This window comes from Pontibacter actiniarum (assembly GCF_003585765.1).
Classification (GTDB): domain Bacteria; phylum Bacteroidota; class Bacteroidia; order Cytophagales; family Hymenobacteraceae; genus Pontibacter; species Pontibacter actiniarum.
On sequence record NZ_CP021235.1, the window covers coordinates 2,138,482 to 2,154,952 of the forward strand.

Below are 16,471 nucleotides of genomic sequence, written 5' to 3' on the forward strand. Positions count from 1 at the left end.
GCAGCCTGCTACCACAGGCTGCCTTTTTTGTGCCCCTGCAGCGAAACGCGCGCCCGCGCACTAGCAGCTTTCTCAGAATTGCTTAACTTACGGCCAGGCTGCTGCAGCAGCACCATACTTAAAACGCCTGCACAGCAGTTTTAGAAGAGCCAAAGTATAAACGCAGCCTGCCTCCACCGATGAAACACCTCCCCTACATCCTGCTGCTCCTTTGCATGCTCTGTACTGCGCCGCATGTGGTGCAGGCGCAGCAGAAGCGACCGGCACACCGGCCCAGGATTGGTTTGGTGCTGAGCGGTGGCGGCGCAAAGGGGATGGCGCACATCGGCTTTCTGAAAGTGATGGAGAAAGCCGGGATTCGCCCTGACTATATTACCGGCACAAGTATGGGTAGCCTGGTGGGTGCGCTATACGCCCTTGGCTACTCTGCCGAGGAGATTGAGCGCATAGCGCTGGAACAGGACTGGGAAATGCTGCTGAGCAACCAGGTGCCGCTGAGCCAGATTGCCATGGAGGAGAAAGACTACTATGGCCGCTACCTGCTGGAGCTACCGGTGAACAACTTTGAGATCGGCTTTCCGAGCGGCTTGATCGAAGGGCAGGCCCTTAACAACCTGCTCATCCGCCTGTCCCGCGGCGCGCACGGCATCCAGAGCTTCAACCAACTCCCCACCCCCTTCGCTTGTGTTGCCACTGATCTTACAACGGGGGAAAAGGTGGTGCTGCGGCAAGGCTTTCTGCCCGAGGCGCTGCGGGCCAGCATGGCCATTCCCACCGTTTTCACGCCCGTAAAGCTGGACGGCCGCCTGCTCGTAGACGGGGGTTTGGTCCAGAACTTCCCGGTGCAGGAAGCCCTGGACATGGGGGCTGACTTCGTGATTGGGGTGAACGTGGGCGGCGGACTGGAGCCAGAGAAGAACCTAAAGTCAATGCTCGATGTGCTGGTGCAGGCTACGTTTTTCACAAGCGCCTCCAACCTGGAGAGCGAGAAGAAAAAGACGGACCTGCTGATTGACGTGCTGCCGAGCCTGGAGGGCTACAGCACCGGCAGCTTTGCCGACACCAAAGAGATCATCCGGATCGGAGAACATGTGGCGCGGCAGTATGAAGACAGCCTGCGCACACTGGCCGCCTATTTCAAGTCTTTTCCCGAGCCGATGCACCGGCCGGTGTACCGCAGCCGCCAGGACTCCGTGCAGATAAGCCGTTTGCACATCAGCGGGGCCAGCTCTATGCCCAAGCGTATTATTCGGCGCCGGCTGCGGCTAAACGAGCATGAGACCACGTCCATCAGGAGCATCGAAAACCGGATTGAAATACTTTACGGCACGGGCCGCTTCAACAAAGTTTCTTACGCCATGGTACCGGCCGACAGCGGTGGCCATTACCTGCAGGTAAACGTGGAGGAGGCAGCTGAGGCGGCGTTAAAAGCAGCCGTATACTACGACTCTGAGAACCGTGCCGGAGCCACGGTGAACTATACCCACCGTAACCTGCTCTGGGAGCGCTCCCGTTTTGTGGCCGAGGTGGACCTGGGGCAGAACATCCGCAGCGATGTGAACTACCTCAAGTACATGGGCTACCGCAACCAGCTGGCCCTGAAGCTGGCCAGCCAGTACTATAAGAACGATATGTCTTTGTTTGATGATAGGGGCAGCAAGGTGGCCATCTTTCAGCAGAACGCGAATGTGGGGCAGCTGGGCTGGCAGACCACGACTAACAACACCTGGACGCTGGGGCAGCGGCTGGAGTACAAGCTCGCGCGCCTGTACCCGCAGGTAGCCGGCCAGGTCACCATCGACTCTGTTTCTGTCGATGTAAGCGCACTGGAGCAGCTAAAGGTGCGCAACTGGGGGCTCTCCACGTTTTTCCGGCTCAACACACTCAACAGGCACGCCTACCCCACCCGTGGCTGGAGAACCGAGCTGCAGGCCAACTTTATCTTCGGCAACAAGTTCTCCGTCCGCGCGGGAGAAGAGCACCCGGAGCTGGCACAGCTGCTCGGCAACAGCGACATTGTTCCGTACTTCAAGGTTGCCCTGCAGGCGAACGGGGTGGTGCCGCTGCGCCGCAACCTGAGCCTGATGCTACGCCATGGGCTGTTCCTCTACACCAGCAACGACCTCCCGATAGGTGAAGAAACCATGATCGGGGGCTATACTTCCGTGCTGCCAAACATGGTGGAGTACCGTGCTGCAGAGCCTTTCGCCTACTATACCGATAACCTGTTTTACTCCGGCATCGGCCTGCAGGTGGAGCTACGCAGAAAGCTCTACCTGCAGGCGACATCCACCCTCATCAATACCAGTATACTGCACGGCTACCGCAGCTTGCGCGGTAAAAGCACCCGTGTCGGCTACGGCGCCACCCTCGGCTACCTCACGCCTTTTGGCCCGGTAACACTAGGCACTGCCCATGAAGACGGTTCGGAATGGCGCGGCTTTATCAGCCTCGGTTTCAGGCTGCCCTGGTAAGCAGAGTCAAATATAAAAACAGTATCCTCCTACTTAACACAGCTTGTGCAAACCAGCGAGATAAGTTCACCCAGCTTCTGCAGCAGCTGACACTAAGAATCCCTCCCTTCGCCATAATAAAGGGTATTAAGTACAAGTAGCCACAAACTTTTATACTTTTTCACGTTTATACTGGACCACAAGCAGAAACAGTCTGCTTGTGTATTTCTCACCTTAAACAAACCCTTTATGTACAGCAAACTTACCAGCCGCGTAGTTTACCCGGCACTAGCCCTTGCTTTGTTATTTGGTTGCTCACCCGACAACGACCAGGCGTCACCTGTGGCTGACTTCAGCGCAGACGCTGCCAGCGCTGCTCAAAGCGGCGGTGCGAACCCGGCCGTAAAACTCAAGAGAGGCCATTACCTGGTGGTTGCCACCTCCAACTCACTACCTGCTGATATCAAAGAGCAGCTGAGAGGGATAGAAGGGGAAGTGACAGGCCTGATGACAGAAGTAGGCATCGCCACTGTTACCTCCAGCGACCCGAACTTTGCGGCAAAAGCCAGCAAAATAAACGGAGTCGGCTCTGTTATCCGCGACATGGACATCCAGTGGCTTAGCCCTGACCAGGAAAAGGTGGTGGAGTTTGACGCCGCCAGCTATGGCAACCCGCCAGCCAGCGGAGACGACGACAGGTACTTTAACCTGCAGTGGGGCCACGATGCAGTGGACGCACCGGAAGCCTGGAACGCCGGTTACCGCGGCAAGGGAGTGCGTGTTGCCGTACTGGACAGCGGTTTTGACCTGGACCACGCAGACCTGGCTCCGAACATTGACTTTGCAGCCAGCAAAAACTTTGTACCCGGTGAGGAATTAGGCTATGCCCTTGCGGATGTAGGTAGCCATGGCTCCCACACTGCCGGCACCATCGCCGCGGCCGATAACGGGATAGGCACGATCGGTGTAGCCCCGGAGGCACAGCTCATTTTGGTTAAAGTGCTGCGCGATTCTGGCTCAGGCTCCTTCTCCTGGATACTGGAAGGCATTTTACATGCTGTAAACCAGGGCGCTGACGTGATCAGCATGAGCATTGGCGCCTCTATGCCAGCCAACGGCAAGTTCCTTGACGACAACGGCACGCCTGATGACCCGACAGATGACTTTATCGTGAGCGACACCAAAGCAGTGCATGAGCTCTTGAACGCCATCAACAAGGTGACAACGTATGCCACCAAAAAAGGCGCGACAGTGATCGCCTCTGCCGGTAATGAGGCAAACAACGGCAACAAAGACAAGTCGTTGATCCACCTTCCTTCCGGCGCCCCGAACGTGATCTCTATTTCTGCAAGTGCGCCGCAGGGATGGGCACTGGCCCCTACTACTGCCAACCTCGACTTTATGGCCTCCTACTCCAACTACGGCACGTCTGATGTAGACTTTGCTGCTCCCGGCGGAGACTATGTATATCCGGGCATCGAACGAGCCACTATAGGCGGCGTTAACCAGTACGTGTATGTGTTCGACTACGTGTTTAGTACTGGCAGTAGCCTTACCCCAGGCAAGAACTCTTACTATTGGTCGGTAGGCACAAGTATGGCAGCACCGCATGCTGCCGGCGTAGCAGCCATCATCATAGGCAAGCACGGAGGCCAAATGGACCCGGCCCTGGTAAAAGCCGCCCTCAGATCCTCTGCTGACGATCTGGGCAAACCCGGCAGAGACCCATACTACGGCTATGGCCGCGTGAACGCTTTCAAAGCTGTTTCCGCACTATAACCTACACCATACCTGCAACAAGCCTTCTCAGCCTGAACATGGGTTGGGAAGGCTTGCTGCTTTTTAGCACCTCCCGCATAAATTTAGCCTCCCCGGGCAATTGCCCTTTTACAGACTCAACACATGGCTGTACCTTTGTGGTATACAAAAACGATTTGTTTACCGCGTATTGGCCACAACATGAAACCACTGTACCCTAAGCACCCCTTCCCCGTGGAAGGCTGGGAGCGCGAAGAGCACTTTCACTTCTTCCGCACGTTTACACAACCCTTCTTCAACATCAGCACAGAAGTAGACATTACCGGGCTGTACCGCTACTGCAAACGGCAGGGGCTGTCTGTGTTTCTGGGTTACCTGCACGCGGCCACTGAAGCGGCCCGCGCCACAGAGAACTTCCTGCTACGCCTGGAGGGCGACAGTATCGTGAAGTATGAGGCGATTGACATTTCCAGCACCGTACTGAAGCACAACAAGGCTATCTCCTTCGTACACCTGCCCCACCACCCTGACCTGCAGACTTTTTGTGCCGAGTCGGCAGAGATTGTGGCCAAGGCCAAAGAAAGCAAGGGCCTGCTGTATGGCTATAACGGGCCCGACCTGCTACACAGCACAACGCTGCCGTGGTTCAAGCTAAAAGGGATGGAACATGCGTTTACCGTAAACCCGGACGACTCGGTGCCAAAGCTGGCTTTCGGGCAACTTGAAATGCAGGGAGAGCGCGTGGTGCTACCGCTGTGCATTGGCCTACACCATGCGCTGGCTGACGGTTACCATGTGCATCTGTACCTTGAGAAGTATAAAGCACTGGTAGAAAGCCTTGAAGAGCAGTAAGATTTTATAGTTACACCAAGTCGGGGGCTTCGGAAAAGGGAGCCCCCGATTACCCCTAAGCACAGTTCCTCTTACACTTTCCCGTAGCGTTGCAGGCACAGCTTCGCTTCCACCTGCCTCCTCACGAGGCAAAAAACCTCCTTTGCCCTACCGGAGATAACACTTTTGCTGATCAGGGCTCCGCCTGTAGAACCATCCCCGCTTCTGCTTTCCTCCTATCCCTGTTTCTCAGCACCCTCCCCGCCTAATCACCAGCCCCGCTATGCGAATCTACCTGCATGATGGCGTTCTTCCTGCCATTTCTGCAAGCCTTGCATTAAAAATTTGATAAATATTTCATATTTACTTGCTTTTGCTTTATATTTATCAATAAATTAGATAAACATATTCATATTTATTAACGATATAAGGTTATTATTGTCAATTTAACAAATACCCACCTATGGCTAAAGCGTTTTCCAGAATCCCGATGCTGCTGCTCTTGCTGGTAGTGGCTGCCACGTTCGTGTTTCCTTCTGTGCCACAGGTAAAGGAACCTGCTGAGCTAAACCCCGCAGATACCGCCTGGATGCTGTCTGCCACCGCTCTTGTGCTCATCATGACGCCCGGGCTGGCCTTCTTCTATGGCGGCATGGTGCGCAAAAAGAACGTACTTTCCACCATGCTGCAAAGCTTTATCTGCATGGCCTTTCTGACGGTGCTGTGGGTGGTGTTTGGCTTTAGCCTGGCCTTTGGTGAGTCTGTTGGCGGAGTGTTTGGCAACCCCTTCACCTTTTTTATGATGGACGGGGTGATAGACGGTGCGCCCTGGCCGGCAGCCCCTACGATTCCGCTGCTGCTCTTTGCCATGTTCCAGCTCAAATTTGCCATCATCACGCCTGCGCTTATTACCGGCGCCTTTGCGGAGCGCATCCGCTTTATTTCCTATACCTTGTTTCTTCTGCTGTTCTTCGTTTTTATCTACGCGCCGCTGGCACACGCCACCTGGCACCCGGACGGGCTTCTGTTTAACCTAGGAGTGCTTGATTTCGCAGGTGGCACTGTGGTGCATATGTCGGCGGGATGGGCGGCACTGGCCTCTGCCTTGTACCTGAAGCGCCGCCACGAGGTAAGCCATGCCCCGGCGCACACTCCCTACGTAATGCTGGGGACAGGCTTGCTGTGGTTCGGGTGGTTCGGGTTTAATGCAGGCTCGGCCATGGGAGCTAATCCGCTGTCGGTTGTTGCACTGGCCACCACCACAACCGCCTCGGCCTCTGCGGCACTGGCCTGGATCTTCTTTGATGCCCTGCGTGGCCGCAAGCCGTCGGCCATGGGTACCTGTATAGGCGCAGTGGTAGGCTTGGTAGCCGTTACGCCCGCAGCCGGCTTTGTCACGGTGCCGCACTCGCTGGCCATAGGCGTCATAGCCGCTGTCATCAGCAACCTGGTGGTAGAGTGGCGCACACGCTCCACTCTGGACGATACGCTGGATGTTTTCCCGTGCCACGGCGTGGGAGGCATGGTCGGGATGCTGCTGACGGGCGTATTTGCCAGCAAGGCCGTAAACCCTGCCATTGAGCTTGGCAACGGCCTCGTCTTTGGGGAGTACAGGCTGTTCTTGGTACACCTGGCCGCACTGGCGGGTGTATCGGCGTTTGCTTTTAGCGGCTCCTGGCTTCTGCTAAGGGTAACCGACAAGATCACTCCGCTACGGGTATCGCGCGAAGAAGAACTGCTGGGCCTGGACCTGAGCCAGCACGACGAGCAGCTGGAGCACCCGGAGCCGACACAGGCACAAGAGCCGCAAGCAGCCTACTCTTAGAGCCGCACGAAATCTCCGTTTATAGTTTGTAACCCCACCCTGGCCTTTTGACGGAAGGCCGGCGTGGGGTTTGCCTTTATTTTTTATACTTTTATACTTTACATCGGACGTACCAAGCAGCCCAACATGGAAGACAACCACCGAGAACTCCTGCACCAACGCTTCCCTCAGTTCGAAGCGCCGCTCCTGCATGACATCGAAAGCCAAAGCACCATCCGCAGCTTCTCCGAAGGCGAACAGATGATTCGCACCGGGCAGTACCTGCGCTCCTCTCTCCTGCTGCTAAGCGGCCTGATGAAAATCTACCGCGAAGATGACGAGGGCAACGAGTTTCTGATGTACTACGTGGAGCCCGGCAACGCCTGCGCCCTCTCCATGATGTGCACCGCCCGCAACGAAAAAAGCCAGGTGATGGCCAGGGCGGTGCAGGAATCAGAAGCCGTGCTGGTGCCACAGCACCTGACGGAACAGTGGCTGGGCAAGTATAAAAGCTGGCACAACTTTGTGATCGGCTCTTACCGCCAGCGCTTCGAGGAGCTGCTGCTCACCCTGGACAGTATCGCCTTTAAAGCACTGGACGAGCGCCTGGTCTTTTACCTGCGCCGGCACCTGCAAACGCTCGGGCCGGAGGTTAGGCTCTCCCACCAGCAAATAGCCACCGACCTGAACAGCTCCCGCGAGGTTATCTCACGGCTGCTCAAAAAGCTGGAGCAGCGCGGTGCCCTGGCACTCCACCGCAGCCACATCGAAATAAAGAACCTGGAAATGACATAGCCACCCTCACCTGGCCAGGCTGTGTGACACATGTCACCGACACCGGCCGTACATACCCGTACCTTTGTACCAGAGCATGTAAAAGCTTTGTTGCTGACCGCGCAAATGCGGGCTTCAGAATACTGAGAATACTCTGTACAGCTCAAAGGCTACGTTTAAAATATGCGCTCCCTTTAAACACAACCTCTATGGAAATTTTAGGATATCTGGCTGCCATTTTCATCGGCCTATCGCTGGGCTTAACAGGAAGCGGCGGCTCTATACTTACCGTACCGATCCTGGTGTACCTCATGCGGCTGAACCCGGTCATCTCCACCGCATACTCGCTGTTTGTGGTGGGGCTCACGAGCATGGTCGGCAGCTTCAACTTTTACCGCAAAGGGCTGGTAAACTTCCAGACGGCCGTTATTTTCGGTGCTCCGTCGCTGCTCACAGTGTTTCTGACGCGGCGTTACGTAGTGCCCGCCATCCCCGAGGATGTTGTTACGCTTTTCGGGCTTCACATCACCAAAGGCATCCTGCTGATGATCCTGTTTGCCGTTCTGATGGTGCTGGCCTCGTTCAGCATGATCCGGAAGAACAACTACAAGCCTGCCCCGGCCGGCCGGGAGGAGCAGGAGACCAGTTACCTGCCCGTGTTGCTGCAGGGCACGGGAGTTGGCTTTATTTCGGGCTTAGTGGGGGCCGGCGGGGGCTTTCTCATCATTCCGGCGCTGGTGCTCTTTACCGGCCTCGACATGAAGATGGCCGTTGGCACATCGCTTTTCATTATAGCGGCCAACTCCCTGCTGGGCTTTGTAGGCGATATTTTCAACTATGATATCAACTGGAGCTTTCTGATGACCTTCTCTGCCCTCTCGGTGTTGGGTATTTTCATCGGGTCAGCGCTCTCCAACCACATCAGGGGCGAGAAGCTGAAGCGTGGCTTTGGCTGGTTTGTGCTCGCCATGGGCGTTTACATTCTCATACGGGAGTTGTTTCTGCACTAGCCCTCCTCCCGGTGACAAAGGTCACTGTGCATCAAAATTATTATGCCGATATTTGCAATGATCATCAAAAACTACCGAAGACCATGAAAGTAGAACAGATTTATACCGGATGCCTGGCGCAAGGGGCTTACTACATCGAAAGCAAAGGAGAAGTAGCCATTGTGGACCCCCTGCGCGAGATAAAACCGTACCTGGACAAGGCTGAAAAGGACGGTGCCAGCATTAAGTACGTCCTGGAGACGCACTTCCACGCGGATTTTGTATCCGGGCACGTGGACCTGGCCAAGGCTACCGGTGCAGAAATCGTTTTCGGCCCCAACGCGCAACCGGCCTTCGCGGCCCGCATCGCTGCGGACGGGGAGGAACTGAAGGTGGGGGATGTCACAATTAAGGTTCTGCACACGCCGGGCCACACCATGGAGTCAACCACTTACCTGCTAAAGGATGAGCAGGGCAAGGACTACGCGATCTTCACCGGTGACACGCTCTTTATCGGAGATGTGGGCCGCCCGGACCTGGCCGTAAAATCGGACCTGACGGAAGAGCAGCTGGCGCAGTACCTGTACCAGTCTCTGCGCAACAAGATCATGCCTTTAGCCGATGAGGTGATCGTGTACCCGGCCCATGGCGCGGGATCTGCCTGCGGCAAGAACATGAGCAAGGAAACCAGCGATACCCTGGGCAACCAAAAGAAAAACAATTACGCCCTGCGCACCGACATGACGCAGGATGAGTTTGTGAAAGAGGTCACGGCAGGCTTACTCCCCCCCCCGGGCTACTTTCCGTTTAACGTGCAGATGAACCGCGACGGGTACGAAAGTATAGATAAGGTGATGCAGCAGGGGCTACAGGCACTCTCTCCGGAGGCTTTTGAGGCGGCAGCCAATGAAACCGGGGCACTGGTGCTGGATACGCGCAAGCCGCAGGACTTCGCCAAAGCCTTTATCCCGAACGCCATCAACATCGGCATTGATGGGGGGTTTGCCCCGTGGGTAGGCGCGTTGATCCCGGACATCAAGCAGCCAATCCTTTTCCTGGCCGAGGAGGGCCGCGAGGAAGAGGTGGTGACACGCCTTGCCCGCGTCGGCTTCGACCACGCGCTGGGCTACCTGAAAGGGGGCATGGAGGCCTGGAGGGCAGCCGGCAAAGAGGTTGACACCATTGTCTCCATACCTGCCCAGGAGCTGGCCAAGCGTTACACGGAAGACAAGGACATTGCCATTGTAGATGTGCGCAAGCCGGGAGAGTTCCAGGCTGAGCACCTGGAGACAGCCGCGCCCCACCCGCTCGATTACCTGAATGAGCAGCTGTCCGAACTTCCGAAAGACAAAACGCTGTACATACACTGCGCTGGCGGCTACCGCTCCATGATTGCCGCTTCTATACTGAAAGCGCGCGGCTTCGATAACCTGGTAGACGTGCAGGGAGGGTACAAGGCCATTGCAGAAACTAATATGCCCCGCACCAGCTTCGTGTGCCCAAGCACTCTGAAATAGCAGCTGCTTACAGGCTTACTTAAAGTATAAAGCCGGCGATAGAATTCTATCACCGGCTTTATACTTTATACTTGACCTGCAGCACAAAAATAGCCAGGTCAGCTGCCCGGGCTATACTTGCCAGCGGGTTGCCGCTAGCTTATCAGCCCTGCACTTTATCCAGGGTGGTGCGCTTATCCGTTTTAACCTGTTTAAAGTGGCTTGGCGTAAGGCCGGTAACCTTCTTAAACTGGCTGGATAGGTGGGCTACACTGCTGTAGCCAAGCTCGTACGCGATTTCCTTTAGGCTCAGCTCATCGTAAACCAGCAACTCCTTTACCCGCTCAATGCGCTGCAGAATCAGGTACTTCTCTATGGTGGTGCCTTCAAAGGAGGAGAACAGGGAGCTGATATAGTTATAGTCCAGGCCAACCTTCTCGGCTATGTAGTCCGACGTGTTCACGTGCAGCTCCTGCTCCCCTGTTCTGTGCACCAGTTCTATGATGGCCAGCTTTACCTTTTCGATCAGCTGTGTCTTCCGGTCGTCCAGCAGCTCAAACCCATTGCTCTGCAGCACCTCCCGGACCTCCTCCATGTTCAGCTGATCCTTATCGCTGGCCAGTTCGGCCTCTCCCAGCCCAACCTGCAACACCGTGTAGCCCAGGCGCTGTAGCTCTTCTGCCACCACACGCTTGCAGCGGTCGCACACCATATTTTTTATGTAGATTTTTATACTTGCCATGCCGTAAAAATAAGAAACTGCCATAGGTAATAACGCTCCTTTGCTAATAATTTATTCCCCAACCCCCACACCACAAGCTGCATACGCCCGCCCGCACTAAACTAAAAAAGCACGCCTGGCAATAAGCTGCACTATACCTTGTTCTAAATACACTGTTGTTGCTTATTTTTGTGCCTGATGCTTCCTTCTATGATACCTCCTCCTCCCGACTTCCTCCAGATACATGTTGCAGAAGAAGGCCGCCTGCTGCATTCGGAGTGGCTGCGCAGCACCAGTAGCCCGGAGTACAGAACGGGCCTGTGCTACATACAGCGCCTCATTATTCAGCGTGATATCAACCTTTGGCTGGTGGACTCACGCAAGCTTGCCCACATCACGTTTGAGGACCAGCAGTGGCTCAAGAGGGAGCTGGTTCCGGGCCTGCTGCACGGCAACCTCAGCAAAGTTGGCCGGGTGGTGCAGCCTGATGTGTTTACCTATATCTCTTTTGAGCAGGTAATAGAGAAGGCACAGAGCGAGTACAGCCTCAAAACGCAAATAGAGCAGTTTACCTCCATAGAGGCGGCACTTAGCTGGCTGTTCCTGCAGGACTAACCTAGTCTTCGATCAGTATGCCCATCTTGCCCATCTGGTAATCGCGCATTGCCTGCATAAGCTGCGTTTCGGTGTTCATCACAAAAGGGCCGTTGGCGACCACCGGTTCTCCCAAGGGTTTACCCGCCATCAGCAGGGCCCGGGTGTCTTCCTTTGCCGTTACGGTGATACTTTCCCCGTCCTGGTTAAACACCACCTGGTGCAGCCCCTCCACCAAGCCAAAACCCTTTAGTTGCAGCGCACCGTCCAGCAGGTACAGAAAGGCGTTGTAGTCCTGCGGCAGCGGCAGCGTGTAGCCAGCCCCGGCTTGTAGCGTCAGCCGCAGCGCCAGCACCGGCGAAACAGTGGCTATTGGCCCTCTCACACCTTCGAAGGTGCCGGCTACAACCTGTATTTTCACACCTTCAGACTCGACCACGGGGGTATCCTGCTCCTGCAGCGGCATGTAGGCCGGCTGATCCATTTTATTAGCTGCGGGAGTGTTTACCCACAGCTGCACGATCTCCTGCACTCCCCCGTGTGACATGATGTCGCTGGGCGGCCGCTCGCTGTGCACAACCCCGCGGCCTGCGTTCATCCACTGCGTGCCGCCGGCGTACACCACGCTGTTGTTACCCCTCGAGTCCCGGTGGTGCACGCCGCCACGGTACACAAAGGTAACCGGCGAAAAGCCCCGGTGCGGATGCGGCCCCACGCCCGTTTTACGGGGCACTACCCCTTTGGGCATTTCAGTAACGTGGTGGTGCAGCAGCAGGAACGGATCTATCTGGGCTACTTGCTGCGTCGGGAAAGGCTGCCGTACGGGCATGCCGCCCATATCCACGGTTTCGGCGTAAAGCAAGCGGGCCACGGTTCTGTCTTCCATATCATCTATGTAGTTTAATACTGTAAAACAGGTTACAAGAGCATATGTTTCATCTTTGCTTCTGCCGCCGACACGATGGGCGGCGCTGCAACAGAAAGGGCCGGTACTACTTACCGGCCCTTTCTGTTGCAGCGCAAATTATACTAGTTGATGATGCCGTTCAGCACCGCGTACTTTATGAGCGCAGCGGTATTCTTGGTGTGGGTTTTCTCCAGCAGGTTCTGCCGGTGCGTTTCAATGGTGCGTTTGCTGGTGAAGAGCTTTTCGGCGATATCGGCGTTGGTATAGCCTTCTGAAATCAGGTTCAGCACCTCCAGCTCGCGCTTAGACAGTTCTTTGTGCGGTCTCTCCTTTGGCTGGTCCTGCTGCATGGTATAGCTGGCCTTCCGAAGCAGGTCGAGAGTAACATGGGAGCTGATATAGGTTGTGCCGTTGGCCACCAGCTTAATCGCCAGCCGCAACTCCTCTTTCCCTGCGTTCTTCAGCACGTATCCCGATGCCCCCAGCTCCATCATCTGGTGCACATAGCGCTCATGGTCCAGCATTGACAGCACCAGTACCTTTACATCGGGGTGTTGCTGTTTCACCAGGCGCAGGGCTTCAAAGCCGTCCATGTCAGGCATGTTGATGTCCAGCAGCACTACATCCGCTGCCGCATGCCCCAGTATTTCCACCAGCTCTTTGCCGCTGGCCGCCTCCCCCACAATGTCTACGCCATCGGGCTGCCCGTCTAACAGTGCCTTCACACCGTCGCGTATCAGCTTATGGTCATCAGCAAGAATCAATCTAACCATAGGAGTAATCGTAAGTCTGTTTCTTTCAATAGTTGATGCAATATTATTTTGTCGTACTGCCTGGTACTGTTTGTGTCACAATAAATTATAAGTGCCTTGCCTGCTCAGCCCTTCCTCCCTTTAAAAAGGAACAACAGCCCGTCTGCATCGCACCGCAATGGCAAAGCCGATTAAAATAGCACTATAGGTTTTAATACGCTTCAAAATCCGACTATGATCTCATCAAATATATAATTATTACTACTTAATCATGTTGAAAAACGGGCAAAATCAGTATTAAAACTGTTATATTTACGTGTTTAACACCTGAACTATAGTTATTGTAGCTCTTTATATTTGCATAGGCCTGTAAATGAGCCTGCTCTTTACCCGACGTTCCCCTCTGTTTTCAGCTCGCTCTTCTTTTATCTACCAAAGTAAAGCCGGCGAAAAAACAAAGGCGCGTGACAGGGACTTAAAGAACCTGATGCGCACGAACCATAAACTAAAAATGAAAACAGGCAACGACACAGGAGGCCAAAAGTCTTTCGATGCTACGAGTGAGCAGCAGCAGGATGGGCTGATTCTGCGCATAACGGGTGAGCTGGATGCCAACACCGCCGTTGCCGCAGATGATACGCTGACGGCGGCCCTGGCTCAGCCGATCCGTTTCCTCCTCATCGACTGCAACGGCCTCCGCTACGTTTCCTCGGCTGGCCTGGGGGTGTTTCTTTCCGCTTTTCATACGTGTCAGCAAACAGGCATACCGTTCATCCTGTTTGGGCTGCAGCCGAAGATTAAAAACGTATTCTCTATACTTGGCCTTGAGCGGGTTATGCAAAGCGTGCAGACGGAGCAGGAGGCTTTACAACTTGCAAACGCATCCGATTCAGGTACAGAAGGCAAGCAATTATGAAGACAACCTATACGTTTCGTAACGGCCTTTGCCACATTTCGCTGCAGGGAGTTTTGACAGCGGCAGGGCTCTTTAAGCTAAAGCGCATATTTAAGCTCGCCCTGGCAGAGGATATCAGGGAGATATGGATAAACTGTGCCGAGCTAACCGATGTGGAGTTACCCGTACTGACCAACCTCACCCTGTACCAGCATGTGCTGGAAGAGAAGAACATTACGCTTTTGTTTACCAGCCTGACGCCTTACCTGCATAGCCTGCTGGCCAAACATCACCTCGATGTGGCGCTTTCTGTGGCCGACACAAGCGTTGCAACGCAGCAAGACGAAAGCTAACGGCATTCCTACAGTGGCACCTGCAGCGTTACGGCGGTACCTTTGCCAGCCTCCGCGTTTATTCTGAGCCTCCCGTTCAGCAGCTTCAGACGGTTCCTGATGCTGCGCAGGCCAATACCGTCGCATTTCTTCAGCTTGGCCGTGTCCGCCCCCTTGCCGTTGTCGCGCACCTGCAAGCGCAGTTTTCCTTTTGCCTGCACCACCTCAATCTCAACCAGGGTTGCCCCGGCATGCTTGATACAGTTGTTCACCAGCTCCTGCACCATACGGTACACGGCTATCTCCAGGTTCGCATCAAAGCGAGCCGCTGCATTGTACTCCTTCAGGTTGATTGTAATATGCGTCCGCGACAGCTTTTTGCAAAACTCCTGCAGTGCCACCTCCAGGCCGAAATCCTGCAGAATGGAGGGCATCAGTTCAAAAGAGATCGTACGCGTTTCGGTGATGGCCTCCTCCAGCAGCAGTGCTATTTCCTGAATTCTGGCCACTGCTCCCGTACCGGCACCCTTTGCCTGCTCCAGGTGCAGTTTTATGCCATAGAGCAGCTGCCCCAGACCGTTGTGCAGTGCCTCTGCTATGCGCTTCCGCTCCTCCTCCTGGGTTTGCAGCACCACTTGCAGGTTATTCTTCTGCTGCGACAGGCGGTGCTGTATCGTCATCTCCTTTAGCTTCAGGCTTTCCGCCAAGTCGCGCATAAAGATGATTCCCCCCGTCTGCTGCTGCTCTGCATCAAAAGTAGGAACGAGGTTGAGCTCGTACGAGCCGGGGCGCTGCATAAAAGGCACTGCCTTCAGGCGGCAGCTCCTGCCCTGCAGCACCTGTTTCACCTTCTGGGCCACCTTTGTGTCCTTTAGGTGGGGGTGGACATCGAAGATATGCCTGCCCAGCACCTGCTCCCGCTTAAAGCCGGTGTATACCTCCATCATCCGGTTCCAGGCGGTGTAGTACCCTCTTTCGTCAAAGGCGCAGATACAGTCAACGGAGTGCTCTATAATGCGCTCGAGCAATTCATGCTCCTGCTGAAGCCGCCGCTCGGCAGTTTTGCGCTCCTGCACCTCCTGCAGCAGCTCCTGATTGGTGTGTTTCAGCGCCAGCGCGGTTTTGCGCTGCTCGGAAATATCCACGAAAGTGAGGATAACGCCGTCCGCAAGCTTTGAGATAAGCAAGTCGAACCAGGCGTTTAAGTGCTCGTGGTTATAGAAGAGGCTTTGGCTGTGCGCTCCGCCCTGCTCCACCACCTGCACCATAAAATCGAAGAGGCCTGTGGCTTTTATGCCGGGAAAGAGGCTAAGGATGCGCTTGTTTATCAGCTCTGACGAACTTTGCCCAAGTATAGCCGCAGCGCTTTTGTTGGCCAGCATCCACTCAAAATCAACAATGTGCCCTTGCTCATCGCGCACGGCGTGCAGGGAGGTGATCCCAATCCTAGTGTTATCGAACACGCTGTTCAGCATCTGCTCCTTTAGCGCTTCCATCGTCAGGTCGCGCCCTATGGCAACCACCGTCTCCACTGTGCCCGCCTCGCTGAGTTCAGGCTCAATCACGCTGTGGAAGCAGCGCAGCCCTTCCGGCGTCGGCAGGTAGGTGATGCTGGTTTCCTTCTGCCCGGTCCGGAACACTTCCTGTATCCTGTCGCGTGTTTCCCGCAGCACATACTCCGGCAGGTTGAGCTCCTGGTGCGATTTCCCGATCAGCTGCTGCTTCGGTAGCCCAAAGGCTGCCTCCACCGCATCGTTCACGAATATGTGCCGCAGGTTCTTATCAAAGCGCCCGATAATATCCGAAGAACTCTCCACCACTTTCCGGTACTTTCTCTCACTCTGCAACAGGGACTGCTCCACGCGCTTCCGCTCCTCGATTTCCTGCAACAGCCTTTGGTTTAGCTCCAGCAGCTCCTTATTTTTTTGCAGCAGCTGTTTTTCCAGGCTTTCAGAAACCGGTGCGGCCTGCTCGTGCGAGACCTGCTGAAGACAGGAACGTAGGTCGTTTTTCATATATGTACAGCGTGTTCAGGCACTTTTAATAAGGCCGCAGCGTACCGTGCGGCAGCATTAGTAAATATAGCGTTTTTCATCCTATAGTTGCCCATGCCCCTAAAAGCAGCCGCACCCGCTGGTGGGCGGGTGCGGCTGCTTTTATCTCAA

General features: G+C 55.1%; 14 protein-coding genes. 10 read left to right on the plus strand and 4 right to left on the minus strand.

Translation table 11 applies throughout. From position 1 onward, the window contains the following. Nucleotides 1–179 precede the first annotated feature (179 nt). The 7 genes from CA264_RS09165 (at nucleotide 180) to CA264_RS09195 (ending at nucleotide 10,126) form a co-directional block, all read left to right on the plus strand. Entirely contained in the window at nucleotides 180–2,474 is a 2,295-nt protein-coding gene (locus tag CA264_RS09165) for a patatin-like phospholipase family protein (protein WP_025606532.1), read from the plus strand. Between the two features lie 228 nt (nucleotides 2,475–2,702). Continuing rightward, nucleotides 2,703–4,232, plus strand: a complete 1,530-nt coding sequence (locus CA264_RS09170) for a S8 family peptidase (protein ID WP_025606534.1) — start codon at nucleotides 2,703–2,705, stop codon at nucleotides 4,230–4,232. Nucleotides 4,233–4,412: 180 nt separating this feature from the next. Next, nucleotides 4,413–5,063: a CatA-like O-acetyltransferase gene (locus tag CA264_RS09175; RefSeq protein WP_025606536.1), complete on the plus strand. Its 651-nt coding sequence runs from the start codon at nucleotides 4,413–4,415 to the stop codon at nucleotides 5,061–5,063. 442 nt (nucleotides 5,064–5,505) lie between these two features. Next, complete coding sequence (locus CA264_RS09180) at nucleotides 5,506–6,867, plus strand: ammonium transporter (protein ID WP_025606538.1); 1,362 nt, start codon at nucleotides 5,506–5,508, stop codon at nucleotides 6,865–6,867. A gap of 126 nt (nucleotides 6,868–6,993) precedes the next feature. Then, the gene (locus CA264_RS09185) at nucleotides 6,994–7,641 is read left to right on the plus strand and encodes a Crp/Fnr family transcriptional regulator (protein WP_025606539.1); all 648 of its coding nucleotides are present in this window, start codon (nucleotides 6,994–6,996) and stop codon (nucleotides 7,639–7,641) included. A gap of 188 nt (nucleotides 7,642–7,829) precedes the next feature. Beyond that, complete coding sequence (locus CA264_RS09190; protein WP_025606540.1) at nucleotides 7,830–8,630, plus strand: sulfite exporter TauE/SafE family protein; 801 nt, start codon at nucleotides 7,830–7,832, stop codon at nucleotides 8,628–8,630. Nucleotides 8,631–8,713: 83 nt separating this feature from the next. Then, complete coding sequence (locus tag CA264_RS09195) at nucleotides 8,714–10,126, plus strand: MBL fold metallo-hydrolase (protein WP_119570434.1); 1,413 nt, start codon at nucleotides 8,714–8,716, stop codon at nucleotides 10,124–10,126. 142 nt (nucleotides 10,127–10,268) lie between these two features. Here the strand turns inward: CA264_RS09195 and CA264_RS09200 are convergent, their stop codons facing one another. Further along, nucleotides 10,269–10,871, minus strand: coding sequence for an AraC family transcriptional regulator (locus CA264_RS09200; RefSeq protein WP_237151202.1), 603 nt, complete (start codon nucleotides 10,869–10,871; stop codon nucleotides 10,269–10,271). A gap of 165 nt (nucleotides 10,872–11,036) precedes the next feature. Between CA264_RS09200 and CA264_RS09205 the strand changes: the two genes are divergently transcribed. After that, the gene (locus tag CA264_RS09205) at nucleotides 11,037–11,441 is read left to right on the plus strand and encodes a hypothetical protein (protein WP_157593667.1); all 405 of its coding nucleotides are present in this window, start codon (nucleotides 11,037–11,039) and stop codon (nucleotides 11,439–11,441) included. 1 nt (nucleotide 11,442) lies between these two features. Here CA264_RS09205 and CA264_RS09210 read toward each other — a convergent pair whose 3' ends face one another. Together CA264_RS09210 and CA264_RS09215 are read right to left on the minus strand one after the other, a co-directional pair. After that, on the minus strand, nucleotides 11,443–12,306 hold the full coding sequence (locus CA264_RS09210; protein WP_025606546.1) for a pirin family protein: 864 nt from the start codon (nucleotides 12,304–12,306) through the stop codon (nucleotides 11,443–11,445). 143 nt (nucleotides 12,307–12,449) lie between these two features. After that, nucleotides 12,450–13,100 carry a response regulator gene (locus tag CA264_RS09215; RefSeq protein ID WP_025606548.1) on the minus strand — a complete coding sequence of 217 codons (651 nt, stop codon included), beginning with the start codon at nucleotides 13,098–13,100 and terminating at the stop codon, nucleotides 12,450–12,452. 490 nt (nucleotides 13,101–13,590) lie between these two features. Between CA264_RS09215 and CA264_RS09220 the strand changes: the two genes are divergently transcribed. After that, nucleotides 13,591–13,995, plus strand: coding sequence for an STAS domain-containing protein (locus tag CA264_RS09220; protein ID WP_071784600.1), 405 nt, complete (start codon nucleotides 13,591–13,593; stop codon nucleotides 13,993–13,995). Continuing rightward, entirely contained in the window at nucleotides 13,992–14,327 is a 336-nt protein-coding gene (locus tag CA264_RS09225; protein ID WP_025606552.1) for a hypothetical protein, read from the plus strand. The genes CA264_RS09220 and CA264_RS09225 overlap by 4 nt, the downstream gene beginning before the upstream one ends. An 8-nt stretch (nucleotides 14,328–14,335) precedes the next feature. On the opposite strand, the gene CA264_RS09230 is transcribed toward CA264_RS09225, so the two are convergent. Next, nucleotides 14,336–16,321, minus strand: a complete 1,986-nt coding sequence (locus CA264_RS09230) for a PAS domain-containing protein (protein WP_025606554.1) — start codon at nucleotides 16,319–16,321, stop codon at nucleotides 14,336–14,338. Nucleotides 16,322–16,471 lie beyond the last annotated feature (150 nt).

Excerpts from the sequence above, each read along its gene's own strand:
- CA264_RS09165 (WP_025606532.1), top strand. The coding sequence starts at position 180 with ATGAAACACCTCCCCTACATCCTGCTGCTCCTTTGCATGCTCTGTACT.
- CA264_RS09170 (WP_025606534.1), top strand. The coding sequence starts at position 2,703 with ATGTACAGCAAACTTACCAGCCGCGTAGTTTACCCGGCACTAGCCCTT.
- CA264_RS09175 (WP_025606536.1), top strand. The coding sequence starts at position 4,413 with ATGAAACCACTGTACCCTAAGCACCCCTTCCCCGTGGAAGGCTGGGAG.
- CA264_RS09180 (WP_025606538.1), top strand. The coding sequence starts at position 5,506 with ATGGCTAAAGCGTTTTCCAGAATCCCGATGCTGCTGCTCTTGCTGGTA.
- CA264_RS09185 (WP_025606539.1), top strand. The coding sequence starts at position 6,994 with ATGGAAGACAACCACCGAGAACTCCTGCACCAACGCTTCCCTCAGTTC.
- CA264_RS09190 (WP_025606540.1), top strand. The coding sequence starts at position 7,830 with ATGGAAATTTTAGGATATCTGGCTGCCATTTTCATCGGCCTATCGCTG.
- CA264_RS09195 (WP_119570434.1), top strand. The coding sequence starts at position 8,714 with ATGAAAGTAGAACAGATTTATACCGGATGCCTGGCGCAAGGGGCTTAC.
- CA264_RS09200 (WP_237151202.1), bottom strand. The coding sequence starts at position 10,871 with ATGGCAGTTTCTTATTTTTACGGCATGGCAAGTATAAAAATCTACATA.
- CA264_RS09205 (WP_157593667.1), top strand. The coding sequence starts at position 11,037 with ATGATACCTCCTCCTCCCGACTTCCTCCAGATACATGTTGCAGAAGAA.
- CA264_RS09210 (WP_025606546.1), bottom strand. The coding sequence starts at position 12,306 with ATGGAAGACAGAACCGTGGCCCGCTTGCTTTACGCCGAAACCGTGGAT.
- CA264_RS09215 (WP_025606548.1), bottom strand. The coding sequence starts at position 13,100 with ATGGTTAGATTGATTCTTGCTGATGACCATAAGCTGATACGCGACGGT.
- CA264_RS09220 (WP_071784600.1), top strand. The coding sequence starts at position 13,591 with ATGAAAACAGGCAACGACACAGGAGGCCAAAAGTCTTTCGATGCTACG.
- CA264_RS09225 (WP_025606552.1), top strand. The coding sequence starts at position 13,992 with ATGAAGACAACCTATACGTTTCGTAACGGCCTTTGCCACATTTCGCTG.
- CA264_RS09230 (WP_025606554.1), bottom strand. The coding sequence starts at position 16,321 with ATGAAAAACGACCTACGTTCCTGTCTTCAGCAGGTCTCGCACGAGCAG.